The organism is Pseudomonas sp. MH9.3 (genome assembly GCF_034354675.1).
Taxonomy (GTDB): domain Bacteria; phylum Pseudomonadota; class Gammaproteobacteria; order Pseudomonadales; family Pseudomonadaceae; genus Aquipseudomonas.
Window position 1 is genome coordinate 1,294,855 of sequence record NZ_CP133785.1, and the last position, 13,616, is coordinate 1,308,470.

Genomic DNA, 13,616 nt, shown 5'->3' on the forward strand with positions numbered 1-13,616 from the left:
ACAACTGAAGCCCTAGCGGACGGTGTGGGAGCTTGCTCCCACATTCGGGTGTTGGATTACCAGCCTTCCTTCAACATGCGCAGCTCCAGATGCTGCAACAGCATGATGGTCTTGCCATCGACAATCTCGCCACTGTGCACCATCGCCAGCGCCTGCTCGAAGCCCAGCTCCAGCACCTCGATGTCTTCGCCCTCTTCTTCCAGGCCGCCGCCCGCGCCGACTTGATCGGCCGGCTGATATTCGCCAAGGAAAAAGTGAATGCGCTCGGTGACCGAACCCGGGCTCATGAACGCCGCGTAGATTTTCTCCACATGGCCGACGCGGTAGCCGGTCTCCTCTTCGGCTTCCAGGCGGATACGTTCTTCGGGGCTGGCGTTGTCCAGCAAACCGGCGGCGGCTTCGATCAGAAAACCTGGGTAATCATTGACGAAGGTGGGCATGCGAAACTGGCGCACCAGCAGCACGCTGCGCTGCTCGCGGTTGTACAGCAGGATGGTCGCGCCGTTGCCGCGGTCGTACACCTCACGGGTCTGGGCTTGCCAGCTGCCGTCCCGGCGGCGCAGGTCGAACGTGTATTTTTTCAGCAGATACCAATTGTCCGAGAGGGTTTCTTCGGCAGTGATCCGTACGGGGCTGTTGTCCATGGTCGGGCCTTAGTGCGTGGGAGGTGGAGCATGTCGCGGCTGTCTTGCCAGCGTCAAGTTGAAGCAGCTTGCAACACCTTGCAAGCAACCGGTCGCTACGGCTGTCGCATTAATCCCTGCCGTTGCAGGCCATCTGGTAAAACCCGTGCTTCATCTCGTTTCAGGAATGTTCATGCCTTCACGTTTATTGTCCCGCCTGGGCCTGCGCTGGTTTGCGCTGCTGTGCATGGCTCTGCTGATCGTCGGCCTGCCGGTGGGGTGCGCCGTGCTGCAACACAAGGAGCGCGAGTTGGTGTTCCGCATCGAACCGGGCACCGCCGGCTGGTACAGCGGTTTACCCAAAACCGTGCAGGAATTCGAGCTCAAGCCTGCCAGTTTCAAGGCGGGACAGAATATCCATGGCTGGTGGTACCCGGCAGACCGTCAGGACGCACCCTCGATCCTTTACCTGCACGGCGTGCGCTGGAACCTGACCGGCCAGCTGTTTCGCATCGAACAGTTGCACGCCCTGGGTTACTCGGTGCTGGCCATCGACTACCGCGGCTTCGGCCAGAGCCACGGCGACCTGCCCTCGGAAACCAGCGTCTACGAAGACGCGCGCATCGCCTGGGAGCGCTTCCAGGTGCTGCAACCGGACCCTAGCAAGCGGCTGATCTACGGGCATTCCCTGGGCGGCGCGGTGGCCATCGACCTGGCGGCGCAACTGGGCAGACAATCCCCTCTGCCCGTGCGCGGTCTGGTGATCGAATCCACCTTTACCTCGCTGGCGGATGTCGCCACGGCCGTGGCCAACACCTCGCTGCCGGTGCGCTGGTTGCTCTCGCAGAAATTCGATTCGATCGACAAGATTGCCGACATTCATATGCCGCTGCTGGTGGTGCACGGCCTGGATGACCGCTATGTACCGCCGCGTTTCAGCGAGCAACTGTTTGACGCCGCGCGCGAGCCCAAGCGGCTGTTGCTGGTACCCGGCGCCAGCCACAACAACAGCCTGAGCCTGGCCGGGCGCAATTATCGCGAGGCACTGGATACCTTGATGCGAACCGAGATGCCGGCACAGGTGGTCACACCGTCCACAGGGCGCGGCGGCGACTCCTGATTGCGCTTTTCGGCACTGGCTTCGCGCTTGCGTGTCAAGCGCCAACCCTGCCCATGCTGGCCCGCGCCCGAAGTTGATCAAATAATAACCTGAGCTTAAATCGCCAAGCCTGCCGGGCCTTCGCAAAGTTATCCACAGAGATACCCACGGTTTTCGTGGACAACTCTTTTTATATTTTTACGGTTTTTTTTCCAGCAGACACAGCGCATCGGCCACGGCATGGCCACTTGCGGTGTTATCGAAGATGCACCAGGTGGGCACGCCGGCGGCAGTGGATTGGCGCAACGCTTGCGCCTGGAGCGCAACGCGCTCGGGGCCATAGGCACTGTGATAGATCCGCGGCGAACCATGCAGGCGCCAATAGCGCACGCCCTGCCAGGCGTCGACAGCATCAATGACCACCGGGTCAGCGGTCACCCAACCGATCTGGTACGCCTGCAACAACGCCCCGGCCGCCGCCCAACTGGCATGCCGCGGCTCCAGCACCACATCGCCGGCAAAGCGTCGGCGCAGTGCCTCGAAAAAATCGCCGGCCACTTCGGTCTCGTAGCTCAGCGACGGCGGCAACTGCACCAGCAGGCAGCCAAGTTTCTCGCCCAGGTGCAGGCATTGTGCGAAAAATTCATCGAGTGCCGTTTCGCATCGCTGCAGGCGCAACTCATGGGTAATGTGCTTGGGCACCTTCACCGAGAAGCGAAATGCCGACGGCACCGATTGCGCCCAGCGCTCATAGGTGTTGGGCAGGTGCGGTCGGTAAAACGAACTGTTGATCTCTACTGCGTTGAAACGCGACGCATAGCGCTGCAAGTGGCTGCCCTCGTCGGCAAACGCCGGCCAGTGCTCACGCGGCAGACTCCAGCCCGCGCAGCCCACAAACAGCGCTCCGGTCAAAACAGCACCATCACGTCATCGGCTGGCTCAGGCTCGATGCCCGGTTCAGACGCCGTGATGGCGCTGGCCATTTCAGTGACCCTTGGCGAGCTGTTCATTGATCGCATCGGTCTGGCGCTCGAGGTCCTTGATCTCGGTAGGCGTCAGCACTTTATCGACGGTTTCGGTCTTCGCGTTCGGCCGCTCCAGAGTCTGCCCCTTGGCGGGGCCGGCCGTGCCTTTTTGCGCGTCTTCAGAGCTGATCGGGTCAGGGGTTTTATCGGCGGTGGTGTGGTCGGTCATGGTGAATAGTTCCTGGCAATTGAAGGCCGCCAAATCGGCGGGTGCTTATGCAGCAGAGCCCATCGAAATTCGATGGTTCAAGAAAATTGCCAGTGCCGACCGTTGGGAAAATCGCTGTAAAAAAATTTAAACCTTTTGCCCAGGCACCGGTTCAACAAACAGGTACGGCATCACCCCACTCAAGGAGATTCACCATGACTAATTTGCTGATGAAACAAATGGGCCTGACCTTTGTGCTGGTTGCAGGCTCGATATCCGCCGCGATGGCCGCCACGTCCAATGACTTTGTCGACCATGCCGCGCAAGGGGGTATCACCGAAGTCGAGGCCGGCAAACTGGCGCTGGAAAAAAGCAGCTCGGCTGACGTGAAGACCTTCGCCCAGCACATGGTTACCGACCACACCAAGGCCAATCAGGAACTGATGGCCCTGGCGAAAAAACTCGACATCGAAGTACCGAATGACGCAGCGCTGACCGACAAGGCCAAGAAAGCCATCCTGGAAATGCGTGATGAATCGTTCGACAAGGCCTACGCCAACAACCAGGTAGATGCCCATGAAAAAACCGTCGAATTGTTCAGGAAAGAAGCCGCTTCCTCGGACAACGCCGAGCTGAAAGCCTTCGCCACCAAGACCCTGCCAACCCTTGAAGCCCACCTGAAAATGGCCAGGGAGCTGCAAGCCAAGCACGCCCATTAATTCATAACTGACTCAAGGAGACACCTGATCATGAGTACGCAACTCAACGGCAAGAAGATCCTTGTCATCACCTCCAACACCGGTATCGAGCGCGACGAATTGCTCAAGCCGCTGCAAGCCCTGCGCGGTTACGGCGCTACGGTTATTCACGGCTCCAGCAAAGGCGGCACCACGCAGACCTTTGTCGGCGACACCGAGAAAGACCAGACCGTGGAATCCGATGTGCAGCTGTCGGATGTGGCCAGCAGCGATTTCGATGCACTGGTCATCCCTGGCGGCACCGTCAATGCCGACACCCTGCGTCAGGACCGGGCCGCACTGCGCCTGATCAACGATTTTGCCAAGAGCGGCAAGACCATCGCGGCGATCTGCCACGGCCCCTGGGCGCTGATCGATGCCGGCGTGATCGAAGGCAAGACGCTGACCTCGTACAAGAGTGTCCGTATTGACCTGGAAAACGCCGGTGCTGCCGGCTGGGTCGATGCCGAGGTCAAGCAGTGCAAGGCCAATGGCTGGACCTTGATTACCTCGCGTACACCGGATGACTTGCCGGCGTTCAACGAGGCGATTGCCACGGCACTCGCAGGCTGATTGCCCGGTACAACGTGAACAGGCGCCATTCGGCGCCTGTTTTATTCAATCCTCAGCACTTCAGCTTTTGCGATGATCTGCCATCTCACGCTTGGGACCGAACATTGCCCATGCAATCAGTCCAAGCAACGGCACAAAGATCAGGATGATCAGCCACAACCCCTTCGTCTCCCAGCCGCCCGTGCTGCGCAGCACCACATTGATTGCCCACAATTCTGCGAGCAGCAGAATCACCGCCAATATGATCCAGATATATTCCAATTGCATGATTCACCTCCTGAGGTCTATGCATTAGGTCAAGCAGATCGCCCAAGGGTTCCATTGAATTCTTGCGAGCGGCGCTCGCGCCTGCGTGCGCTGCACGCTCATGAAGCGCTGCCGGTGCAGGCGTTGTGCAATCCCCCAGTGATGCAACCATGCAAGGTGCACGACGGCGCCGCGTTGGATTAAAAATAAATTGTTGATTCCTATAGGTTTTATTTTTAAAGCAAGCTGGTACGCCTGATGCAACCCTTCTACGGACGAGGCGCGCACTTCGACGCGCCCGAACGTTATCCGTGAGGTTCGACCATGAATGCCATTGACCTTCTCAAAGCCGACCACGAACGCGTCAAAGCCCTGCTGACCCAATTGAGCGAGTCCACCGAACGCGGCGTAAAAAAACGCACCGAGTTGCTGGCCAAACTGGAAATGGAGATCAGTCTGCACACCAAGCTGGAGGAAGAAATCCTCTACCCGGCCTTTAGAAAAGCCGGCGGCAAAGAGCAGGACATCATGTACCACGAAGCCAAGGAAGAGCACCGTACCGTCGACTCACTGGTGCTGCCCGACCTCAAGCAGACCGAGCCCTCCACCACCGAGTTCTCCGGTCGCGTAAAAGTGGTCAAGGAACTGCTGGAGCACCACATCGAGGAAGAGGAAAGCGAGATGTTCCCCCAGGCTAAAAAACTGCTGGGCAAGGAAATACTCGAAGAACTCGGCGCCGAGATGGAAGCCATGAAAGCGGCCTACAAGAAAACCATGGGCACCAAGCCGATGGCGGCCTGATGCGCAATCGCGGCTTGAAGTCGAAGGGTTTCACACTACGCTCTCCATGTAGGTGTTCCCAATCAGGCGACAGCATTGTTTGATCTGGTTGAAATACGATCCGGGCGCTGCACTGGCAGTGCTCGGGTTTCAGTCAATGGATCGAGGGGATTACGTCATGAAGACCATCACATCCCGCAACCTGTTACTGGTCATGGCCTTGTCGGCTGTCCTGGCAACCCCGGCATACGCTGCGTTTGGCGATGATGTCGGACCCGCGGCGACCCCGCTGAACGGCGGTTCTGCCCTGCCACCGGGCTCCGGGCATGGCAGCCGCTCTGACCACGACAAGAAAAAAACCACCCGCGTAAAAACACAGAAGCCTCACGCTACGCAGACCCACACACCCAAATCTTCCGAGCGTTCGCAATCGCCTGACGACGAGAAACCTCGTCCGGCTGATTGAACAGGCAAAATGGTTCCAGATGTTGCCGCACCACGTGCAGCCCAAGCCTGCGCGGAATAATTCTGCCCGTGTAATTTTCCTGTCACACAACGCGCAGGCGCGGTCTCGTGGGCGCGCCCGCGCCGCTGACATCTAAAAAAATCACTCGCGCACGCTGCACCTGTGGCAGAACGTCGCAGATTACGCCGGCTGGCCAGGGTTGATAGACTGGGCGTCCTCCACGCTTGTTCTTTCAATGCCTGCTGCTCAAAGCCTGATGTGTCCATTCGGCGCAAGGCGGGCGTTACACAGGATGCACCGTTGATGAGTACGTTATTCACCCGCCGCACAGTGCTGACCGGCATGGGCCTGCTGGGCCTGGGCCTGCTCAGTGGCTGTGACAGCAGCCCCAGGCTGAACTTCAAGTACGGCAAGGACCTGAGCGACAAGATCATGGGCCGTACCTTCAAGCTCAAGAACACGGAGGGTGAGACCGTCACCCTCAGCTCCTACCGTGGCCTGATGCCGGTGGTGTTCTTCGGCTTCACCCAATGCCCGGCCGTGTGCCCGACCACCCTGGCCCGCGCCGCCCAGGCCAAAAAGCTGATGGGCCGCGACGGCGAGATCATGCAGGTGATCTTCATCACCCTTGACCCTGAACGTGACACGCCGGAAATCCTCGACAGATACGTCAAGGCGTTCGACCCCAGCTTCGAAGCGCTGTACGGCACCCCGGAAGAAATCGCCGTGGCGGCCAAGGAGTTCGGGATCTTTTATGAAAAGATTCCCGCCGGCGATACCTATACCCTGTCCCACACCGCCACCAGCTTTGTATTCGATACCCGTGGCAACCTGCGCCTTGGGCTGCAGGCGTCCCTTACCGCTAAAGAGTGCGCAGAAGACCTGCTCACCGTCATGGAGGTCTGCTAATGACTGCCGTTCAACACCTCAAACGCCTGACCGCGGGCCTGGCCCTGCTCGGCCTCGCCGCCCACGCCAGCGCCCAGGTCCAGGTGACCGATGCGTGGGTGCGCGCCACCGTGCCCGGCCAGCCGTCCAGCGGCGCCTTCATGACCCTCACGGCGGACAGCGACAGCACGCTGGTGAGCGTGGCGACGCCAGTGGCCAGGGACGTGCAGATCCATGAAATGAGCATGAAGGATGACGTGATGCGCATGGGCCCGGTGGATTCGGTCGCGCTGCCGGCAGGCAAGGCGGTCAAGCTCGACCCCAACGGTTACCACGTGATGCTGATGGGCCTCACCGGGCAGATCAAGGAAGGCGAGCAGGTGCCGCTGACCGTCACGGTGGAATCGGCCAAGGGCGAGAAACAAGTGATCCAGCTGCAGGCCCCGGTGCGCGGGCTCGATGGCATGGAGCACATGGACCACAGCAAGATGCATTGATCGCCCGGTGGCTGACCGATACCGGACGTGTCGTCACCGCCCAACGATGGAGCCGCCGCCATGATGCTCACGCCCCCTGATGCCCCTGCGCAGGCGCCGCGCTTCTGGCGCGATGCGCGCCTGCCATTCATCGAAGCGCGGACCATCGCCGACGGGCGCAAGGTGACGTACGCCCGCCACGCCCACGAACACTTCTCCATCGGCGCGATCATCACCGGGCGCAGCTATTACCACCATGGCGCGCAGACCTTCCAGATCAGCGCCGGCACCGTGGTGTTGATGAACCCCGGTGATGTGCATGCCTGCAACCCCATCGACAACACACCGTGGTCCTACCACATGCTCTACCTCGATACGCCGTGGTTGACCGACCTGCAATATCAATTGGGCTTCAGCACGGATCGCGGTTATCGCCCTTTCAGCACGCCCTATTCACGCGACGCCGTGCTCTACAACGGCTTGCTCGCACTCTACCGTCTGCTGGTGGATGAACAGGCCGAACTCCTGCAAAAACAGAGCGCGCTGGTGAGCTACTTCACCGAGGTGCAGCAGCGCCTGAACCCTTCGCGGGCGCCGCTGCGCGAGGCCAATCACAAGCTGGAACGCGCCGCCGATTACATCCGCGCGCACTGCACCGACACCTTGAAGCTGGAGGACATTTGCCTGGCGGCCGAGCTCTCGCCTTCGTACCTGATCCGCGCGTTCAAGCAGTATTGCGGGCTGACGCCGCATGCGTTCCTGGTGAACCAACGCATCCAGTTTGCCCGCAGCCAATTGCGCAATGGCGAGTTGATCGCCGACGTGGCCCTGGCTGCCGGCTTTGCCGATCAGGCGCATTTCCAGCGCGCCTTCAAACAGCACTTCGCGGCCACGCCCGGGCAATACCGCGACGCGCTCAGGTCATCAGCAAATAACCCACACTGGCCACCAGCAACGCAGCCATCACGCGGTTGAACACGCGCACGCCGCGCGGGTTGGCCAGGTAGCGGCGCAAAAACGTGCCGGCATAGGCCCAGCACGCCACCGACAGGTAGCAGATCACCAGATAGATCGCCGCAAACAGCCATACTTGCGCGGCATCGCCATCCGCCACGAACAACCCCATGCCTGCAACGCAAGCGAGCCAGGCTTTCGGGTTGAGCCACTGCATCACCGCGCCATAGAGCATCGACGGCGCGCTGGCGCGGCCATCGGCGTCGAGCCGGCCGTCATCCGTCGCGAGTTTCCACGCCATATACAGCAGGAACGCCACGCCGCCCCATTGGATCACCTGAGTCAGCAATGGCCAGCGCACCAGCACCTCATGCAGCCCCAGACCGATCAGCACCAACAGCACGGTAAAACCGCTGGCCGCACCGAGCACATGCTTCTGGCTGGCGGCAAAACCGAAGCGCGCCCCGGAGCTGAGGGCGACCACGTTCACAGGGCCTGGTGTGATGGAAGTGGCCAGGGCGAAGGCAGCCATGGAAATGATCAGGCTCATTGCGGTTCCTTTTTGTGAGCGAAGGTGGAGATAGCTCACGGTAAGGCGCTCAGCGGCTGCGGTATTGAACAAAATGCCCCTGCTGAAGAATTGCCCGAGCCCCCAACATTCCAACGGTGGGAGGGGGCTTGCTCCCGATGGCGGTGTACCAGCCAAAGATATACCGACTGATTCACCGCTATCGGGAGCAAGCCCCCTCCCACATTGCGGTTCATGGTGGTATCCAGACGATTGGCAAGGACTCAGGTAACCATGCAACACGGGCTTTGCATTGCACATCTTTGCTGTGCTTTGCAGCCACGCACCTGGCGAAATTAACAACGATTAACTCGCCAGCCAGGTGACCGGGCACCATCATCAAGCGCGTCTACACTGCATCCATTCACCGGGAACGCTCCCATCGAAAACGGATATTCGTCATGGCCCGACTTGAGTATTGCGCCCCCCGTGCGCCCACCGCCGGCGGCTTGTGCCCGCGACGCGAGCGTATCGCCAAACAGCTGATCCTCGCCCACCTTGGCGAAAGCCTGGCGATTGCCGACCTGGCCCAGGCCTGCGCGCTGTCACGCAGCCATTTTTCCCGCGCGTTCAAATGCACCACCGGGCTTTCGCCCCAGGAATGGATCCGCCGGCAACGCATCCAGCGCGCCAAGGAGCTGATCACCGGGTCGTCCTTGAGCCTCACGCAAATCAGCCTGGAATGCGGTTTTTGCGATCAGGCGCACTTCAGCCACATCTTCACCCGCAGCGAAGGCGTCAACCCCATGACCTGGCGAAATCACCACTCGCGCCCGGTCATCGCCGCCTAGTGGTCGGTGCGGGCCTGGACTATGCTGAGCGTCTCCGTCTCCCCGAGCATGGCCGTCCATGAACGACCTCAGCGACCCGGCCGTGCACTTTGGCCCCTATCAGGTTCACCCGCGCCAGCGCCGGGTGCTCGAGGCAGGCCGGCCGTTGCGCCTGGGCCGGCGTGCGGTGGACATTCTGCTGGTGCTGCTGGAGCACGCAGGCGATGTGGTGAGCAAGCAGGCATTGATCGCGCGGGTCTGGCCCACCAGCGTGGTGGAGGACGGCAACCTGCGTGTGCACATGGCGGCGCTGCGCAAGGCTCTGGGCGACGGCCAGGCCGGGCAGCGCTATATCGTGACGGTGGCCCAGCGCGGCTACAGTTTTGTCGCGCCCCTGAGCATCGAGCCCATGACCTTGCCCCATGACGGCCCACGCCCGTGCCACAACCTGCCGCTGCGCCGCACCCGCATGATCGGGCGCCAGGCGCTGATCGACACACTGGTGCAGCAACTGCCCCGGCAGCGCTTTATCACCCTGACCGGCGCCGGCGGCATCGGCAAGACCACCGTGGCGCTGCGGGTGGCGGAGCTGCTGATTGGGCACTACCGCGACGGCATTCGCCTGCTGGACCTTGCGCCGCTGAGCGCGCCGTCGATGATCCTGCCCAACCTCGCCACCCTGCTCGACCTCACCCCCAGCGCCGATGAGCCGCTGCCGAGCATTGCCCGCAGCCTGCACGAACGCCAGTTGCTGCTGGTGATCGACAACTGCGAGCACCTGCTCGATGACATCGCCCTGATCAGCGAAACCCTGCTACGCCACGCGCCTGGGCTGCACATCCTCGCCACCAGCCGCGAAGCCCTGCGCGCCGAAGGCGAACAGGTGCAACGCCTCGAGCCGCTGGCCTGCCCGCCCGCCACCGGCAACCGCGCCCAGGCCCTGGGTTACCCGGCCATGCAGTTGCTGATCGAGCGCGCCATCGCCCATCAGGACAGCTTCACCTTGAGCGACGCCGAACTGCCGCTGGCGATTGAGATCTGCCGGCGCCTGGACGGCATTCCCCTGGCGATCGAACTGGTCGCGGCGCAGGTCGAGCGCTTCGGTCTGCCGGGCCTGCTGGTGCAGCTGCAAGACACCTTCCGCCTGCTGACCCATGGCCGGCGCAGCGCCCTGCCCCGCCAGCAAACCCTGCGGGCCACGCTCGACTGGAGCTTCGACCTGCTCAACGGCGGCGAACAGAGCTGCCTGCGCCGTCTGGCCGTGTTTCGCGCAGGTTTCAGCCTGGCCAGTGCAGTGGCGGTGATCGCCGGAGCGCAGCAGGCGCCGGCCGATGTGCTCGGTTCAATCACGCAACTGGTCGCCAAGTCCCTGCTGAACGTGGAGCCCGGCGACGACGAAGTGGTGTACCGCCTGCTGGACACCACCCGCACCTACGCCCTGGAAAAACTCACCCTGGCGGCTGAACTCGACGCCACCCACGAACGCCATGCCGCGCGCTGCCTGGTGCTGATGGAGCAGGCCCGCGACGACTGGGAACTGACCGCAACCCAGGCCTGGATCGACCGCTACGCGCCGCTGCGCGAAGACATCCGCGCCGCCCTCGATTGGGGCCTGGGCGATGCCGGCGCGCACGTACTGGGGATTCGCCTGACGGTCAGCGCCATGCCGCTGTGGCAGGAGCTGTCACTGCTGCGCGAACAGGCGCTGTACGTGGGCAAGGCACTGGCCCTGCTGCAGCGGGCCAAGGTGCCGTGCACGCAACTGGCGATGCAACTGCAACTGGCGCTGGGCAGCCTGTCCTACCACGCCATGGGCGGCGCGCCGCAGACCATCGACGCCTTCGTCAGCGCCCGTCGGCTGGCCGAAACCCGCGGGGACATTGCCGGTCAGTTGCGCGCGGTGTCCGGGCATATGGCGGTGAGCCTGTGCGCCGGTCGCTACCGTGAAGCCCTGAGCATGAGCACTCAGTTCGATCGCCTCGACCCGCGCAGCGACCCGCTGCTGGACTTGAGCGCCCAACGCCTGCGCGTGCTGGCGCAGCATTACGCAGGCAACCAGGCGCTGGCCCGACACAACGCCGAGCAAGTGATCCAACGCATGGCCCAGAGCGGCCATCTCAATCGCTTTACCCACTCTTTTGGCGTGCAATACGACCAGAGCGTCGCCTCGCTCACCGTGCTGGCGCGGGTGCTGTGGCTGCAAGGCTTGCCCGAGCAGGCGTGGCGCACCGCCAGCCAGGCCCTGGAGCTGGCGCTGCAGATCAACCATGGCACCACCCTCTGCTACACCCTGGCGCTGGCCGGCGTGGTGATTGCCCGCTACAACGGCGATGAAGCGTCAGCGCAGTCGTTGCAGGCGCTATTGGAGCAGCAGGCGCACAAGCATTCGGCGCAGTTGTTCCAGACCTGGGCGCAGCTGTATGCGCAGCACCTGTCGATCGACGCCATGCAAGGCCTGGACCTGGTCAAGGACATCCTGATCACCCTGGGCGTGGGGCACGTGGATGATGCCTGGTTCGAACGCGTGCGCAGCGGCGATGGCGGCTGGTGCGCACCGGAGATTTTGCGCGTACGCGCCCAGGCGTTGCCCGACAGCGCCGCCGCCGAGGCGTTGCTGCGCGACGCCCTGGGCCTGGCGCACCAGCAAGGCGCCCTGGCCTGGGAGTTGCGCTGCGCAACCTCACTGGCGCGGCTATGGCAGCGCCAGGGTCAGCGGCACGCTGCGCACCAGTTGCTGAGTTCGGTCTACGCGCGCTTCACCGAAGGCTTCGCCACCCGCGACCTAATGCGCGTGCGCCGCCTGCTCGACGAGTTGCAGGACAAACGGCTGGCCTGAAAACGGCCCCAGGTAGTGCCCATAGTGCTGCTGCAAACGCGCCACCTGCTGCGGGTCACGTAACTGCGTCAGGGCGTAGCTGCGCACGCAGTTGAGCAAGCGATAACGCGACGGGCCAGGGCCCGGTTCCACCTGCAATAACGAGGTGTCGACCAGCCGCGCGAGCAGGTAAGGCAGGTCCGCGTGAGCAAGCTCGGTGCCGGCGATTCGCTCGGTCAATGCAGGCAAGGTCAGCGCCATCCGGAACACCCCCAACTGCAGGAACAACCAGCGTTCGGGCACGCTCAAGCGCTCGTAGCTCCACTCCAGCGCGGCGGTCAGGGACTGATGCCGTGCGACCGCCGTGCGGCGGCCACGGGCCAGCAGTTGCAGGCCATTACGCAACTGCGCCTGCACGCCCTGCACACCCAGCGCATGGACCTGGGCGGCAGCCAGCTCCAGGGCCAGGGGAATCCCGTCCAGCCGCCTGCAGATATCGTGCAGCGCCGGCAAGTCCTGCGCACGCAAGACAAAGCCCTGCTGGGCGGCCTGCACCCGAGCGACAAACAGCTGCACCGCCGGGCACGCCATGGCCTGTTCAACAGGGCCGCCGGCTGAGGGCAGCGCCAGAGCCGGCACGCGCTGCAGCCATTCGTCCGGCAACTGCAAGGCTTCGCGGCTGCTCAACAGCACCGTTACCTGGGGCGCCTGTTCCAGCAGGCAGCGCACCAGGTGGCGGCAGGCACCGAGCAGCAGGTCAGCGCCATCGAGCACCAGCAACAGCTGGCGCCCGGTCAATTGGCGGCACAGTTCGCCGACGGTGTCACAGGACACCAGCTGCAACGCGCTGCACAGCTGGCGCAGCATCGACTGCGGCGTCGCAACCGTGGCCAGGTCCACCCACCACACACCCTCGCGGTAACGCGGCAGTACGCGTTCGGCCAGCGCCAGCGCCAGGGTGCTCTTGCCGATACCGGCGCACCCGGTGAGGGTCATCACGCGTTGCCCGCACAAGCGTCGCCCCAGGGCACCCAACAGCTCGGCGCGGCCGATCACCGGGCTGAGCCGGGCTGCGAGGTTATGGCGCGCGATTGTGGGGGGATCGACGGCTTGCAGCGGCGCGACAAAGCAGTAGCCGCGCTGCGGGTCATTGACGATGCAGCGCTGCCCATCCAGCGCCCGACGCAGTGCCGCGATGTGCACGCGCAGGTTGTTTTCCTCCACCACGCTGCTCGGCCACACGCGGGCAATCAACGTCTGCTTGTCGACAAACCGGCCACGCGCCTCCAGCAGCACCACCAGGATATCCAGCGCCCGACCGCCCAACGGCACCGGCCAGCCGGCCTTGCTGACCAGGCGCTGTCGCGGGTGAAAGGTGTAAGGACCGAAACTCAGTGTCGGGGCATTGTTCATCTGTGCACAGCGCTGGAACACCCGACCTTGGGCGT

The 13,616-nt window shown here is 62.8% G+C and carries 17 protein-coding genes; 10 read left to right on the plus strand and 7 right to left on the minus strand.

Annotated elements, in window-relative coordinates:
* Positions 1–56 precede the first annotated feature (56 nt).
* Positions 57–644: an NUDIX domain-containing protein gene (locus tag RHM60_RS05290; protein ID WP_209982561.1), complete on the minus strand. Its 588-nt coding sequence runs from the start codon at positions 642–644 to the stop codon at positions 57–59.
* A gap of 172 nt (positions 645–816) precedes the next feature.
* Between RHM60_RS05290 and RHM60_RS05295 the strand changes: the two genes are divergently transcribed.
* A complete protein-coding gene (locus RHM60_RS05295) occupies positions 817–1,743 on the plus strand; it encodes an alpha/beta hydrolase (RefSeq protein WP_322213866.1) in 927 nt (308 codons plus the stop codon).
* Between the two features lie 177 nt (positions 1,744–1,920).
* Here the strand turns inward: RHM60_RS05295 and RHM60_RS05300 are convergent, their stop codons facing one another.
* Both RHM60_RS05300 and RHM60_RS05305 read right to left on the minus strand, forming a co-directional pair.
* Positions 1,921–2,634, minus strand: a complete 714-nt coding sequence (locus tag RHM60_RS05300; RefSeq protein WP_322213867.1) for a DUF72 domain-containing protein — start codon at positions 2,632–2,634, stop codon at positions 1,921–1,923.
* 72 nt (positions 2,635–2,706) lie between these two features.
* Positions 2,707–2,916 (minus strand): hypothetical protein, encoded by a 210-nt coding sequence (locus RHM60_RS05305; RefSeq protein ID WP_209982565.1) that lies wholly within the window; start codon positions 2,914–2,916, stop codon positions 2,707–2,709.
* A 194-nt stretch (positions 2,917–3,110) separates the two neighbouring features.
* On the opposite strand from RHM60_RS05305, the gene RHM60_RS05310 reads away from it, so the two are divergent.
* Both RHM60_RS05310 and RHM60_RS05315 read left to right on the plus strand, forming a co-directional pair.
* Positions 3,111–3,614 carry a DUF4142 domain-containing protein gene (locus RHM60_RS05310; protein ID WP_322213868.1) on the plus strand — a complete coding sequence of 168 codons (504 nt, stop codon included), beginning with the start codon at positions 3,111–3,113 and terminating at the stop codon, positions 3,612–3,614.
* Between the two features lie 30 nt (positions 3,615–3,644).
* Positions 3,645–4,205: a type 1 glutamine amidotransferase domain-containing protein gene (locus RHM60_RS05315; RefSeq protein ID WP_322213869.1), complete on the plus strand. Its 561-nt coding sequence runs from the start codon at positions 3,645–3,647 to the stop codon at positions 4,203–4,205.
* A 60-nt stretch (positions 4,206–4,265) separates the two neighbouring features.
* Here RHM60_RS05315 and RHM60_RS05320 read toward each other — a convergent pair whose 3' ends face one another.
* Both RHM60_RS05320 and RHM60_RS05325 read right to left on the minus strand, forming a co-directional pair.
* Complete coding sequence (locus RHM60_RS05320; RefSeq protein WP_209982573.1) at positions 4,266–4,472, minus strand: hypothetical protein; 207 nt, start codon at positions 4,470–4,472, stop codon at positions 4,266–4,268.
* A gap of 24 nt (positions 4,473–4,496) precedes the next feature.
* Positions 4,497–4,739, minus strand: a complete 243-nt coding sequence (locus RHM60_RS05325) for a hypothetical protein (RefSeq protein ID WP_322213870.1) — start codon at positions 4,737–4,739, stop codon at positions 4,497–4,499.
* A 36-nt stretch (positions 4,740–4,775) separates the two neighbouring features.
* On the opposite strand from RHM60_RS05325, the gene RHM60_RS05330 reads away from it, so the two are divergent.
* From RHM60_RS05330 to RHM60_RS05350, 5 genes are all read left to right on the plus strand, one after another.
* Positions 4,776–5,252, plus strand: coding sequence for a hemerythrin domain-containing protein (locus RHM60_RS05330; RefSeq protein ID WP_209982575.1), 477 nt, complete (start codon positions 4,776–4,778; stop codon positions 5,250–5,252).
* 157 nt (positions 5,253–5,409) lie between these two features.
* Positions 5,410–5,697, plus strand: a complete 288-nt coding sequence (locus tag RHM60_RS05335; protein ID WP_322213871.1) for a hypothetical protein — start codon at positions 5,410–5,412, stop codon at positions 5,695–5,697.
* Between the two features lie 303 nt (positions 5,698–6,000).
* Positions 6,001–6,606, plus strand: coding sequence for an SCO family protein (locus RHM60_RS05340; RefSeq protein ID WP_003239336.1), 606 nt, complete (start codon positions 6,001–6,003; stop codon positions 6,604–6,606).
* The gene (locus RHM60_RS05345) at positions 6,606–7,082 is read left to right on the plus strand and encodes a copper chaperone PCu(A)C (RefSeq protein ID WP_209982579.1); all 477 of its coding nucleotides are present in this window, start codon (positions 6,606–6,608) and stop codon (positions 7,080–7,082) included. Before RHM60_RS05340 ends, RHM60_RS05345 begins: the two co-directional genes overlap by 1 nt.
* Positions 7,083–7,142: 60 nt before the next feature.
* Positions 7,143–8,036, plus strand: a complete 894-nt coding sequence (locus tag RHM60_RS05350) for an AraC family transcriptional regulator (protein WP_322213873.1) — start codon at positions 7,143–7,145, stop codon at positions 8,034–8,036.
* On the opposite strand, the gene RHM60_RS05355 is transcribed toward RHM60_RS05350, so the two are convergent.
* A complete protein-coding gene (locus tag RHM60_RS05355) occupies positions 7,978–8,565 on the minus strand; it encodes a LysE family translocator (RefSeq protein ID WP_209982583.1) in 588 nt (195 codons plus the stop codon). The genes RHM60_RS05350 and RHM60_RS05355 overlap by 59 nt on opposite strands.
* Positions 8,566–8,984: 419 nt before the next feature.
* Between RHM60_RS05355 and RHM60_RS05360 the strand changes: the two genes are divergently transcribed.
* Positions 8,985–9,374, plus strand: a complete 390-nt coding sequence (locus tag RHM60_RS05360) for a helix-turn-helix domain-containing protein (RefSeq protein ID WP_231423336.1) — start codon at positions 8,985–8,987, stop codon at positions 9,372–9,374.
* Between the two features lie 58 nt (positions 9,375–9,432).
* A complete protein-coding gene (locus tag RHM60_RS05365; RefSeq protein ID WP_322213874.1) occupies positions 9,433–12,189 on the plus strand; it encodes an ATP-binding protein in 2,757 nt (918 codons plus the stop codon).
* Here the strand turns inward: RHM60_RS05365 and RHM60_RS05370 are convergent.
* Positions 12,136–13,581: a winged helix-turn-helix domain-containing protein gene (locus RHM60_RS05370; RefSeq protein ID WP_322213875.1), complete on the minus strand. Its 1,446-nt coding sequence runs from the start codon at positions 13,579–13,581 to the stop codon at positions 12,136–12,138. The two genes, RHM60_RS05365 and RHM60_RS05370, sit on opposite strands and share 54 nt — an antisense overlap.
* Positions 13,582–13,616: the final 35 nt, after the last annotated feature.

Coding starts and splice junctions, on each gene's coding strand:
- RHM60_RS05290 (WP_209982561.1), bottom strand. CDS start 644: ATGGACAACAGCCCCGTACGGATCACTGCCGAAGAAACCCTCTCGGAC.
- RHM60_RS05295 (WP_322213866.1), top strand. CDS start 817: ATGCCTTCACGTTTATTGTCCCGCCTGGGCCTGCGCTGGTTTGCGCTG.
- RHM60_RS05305 (WP_209982565.1), bottom strand. CDS start 2,916: ATGACCGACCACACCACCGCCGATAAAACCCCTGACCCGATCAGCTCT.
- RHM60_RS05310 (WP_322213868.1), top strand. CDS start 3,111: ATGACTAATTTGCTGATGAAACAAATGGGCCTGACCTTTGTGCTGGTT.
- RHM60_RS05315 (WP_322213869.1), top strand. CDS start 3,645: ATGAGTACGCAACTCAACGGCAAGAAGATCCTTGTCATCACCTCCAAC.
- RHM60_RS05320 (WP_209982573.1), bottom strand. CDS start 4,472: ATGCAATTGGAATATATCTGGATCATATTGGCGGTGATTCTGCTGCTC.
- RHM60_RS05330 (WP_209982575.1), top strand. CDS start 4,776: ATGAATGCCATTGACCTTCTCAAAGCCGACCACGAACGCGTCAAAGCC.
- RHM60_RS05335 (WP_322213871.1), top strand. CDS start 5,410: ATGAAGACCATCACATCCCGCAACCTGTTACTGGTCATGGCCTTGTCG.
- RHM60_RS05340 (WP_003239336.1), top strand. CDS start 6,001: ATGAGTACGTTATTCACCCGCCGCACAGTGCTGACCGGCATGGGCCTG.
- RHM60_RS05345 (WP_209982579.1), top strand. CDS start 6,606: ATGACTGCCGTTCAACACCTCAAACGCCTGACCGCGGGCCTGGCCCTG.
- RHM60_RS05350 (WP_322213873.1), top strand. CDS start 7,143: ATGATGCTCACGCCCCCTGATGCCCCTGCGCAGGCGCCGCGCTTCTGG.
- RHM60_RS05355 (WP_209982583.1), bottom strand. CDS start 8,565: ATGAGCCTGATCATTTCCATGGCTGCCTTCGCCCTGGCCACTTCCATC.
- RHM60_RS05360 (WP_231423336.1), top strand. CDS start 8,985: ATGGCCCGACTTGAGTATTGCGCCCCCCGTGCGCCCACCGCCGGCGGC.
- RHM60_RS05365 (WP_322213874.1), top strand. CDS start 9,433: ATGAACGACCTCAGCGACCCGGCCGTGCACTTTGGCCCCTATCAGGTT.
- RHM60_RS05370 (WP_322213875.1), bottom strand. CDS start 13,581: ATGAACAATGCCCCGACACTGAGTTTCGGTCCTTACACCTTTCACCCG.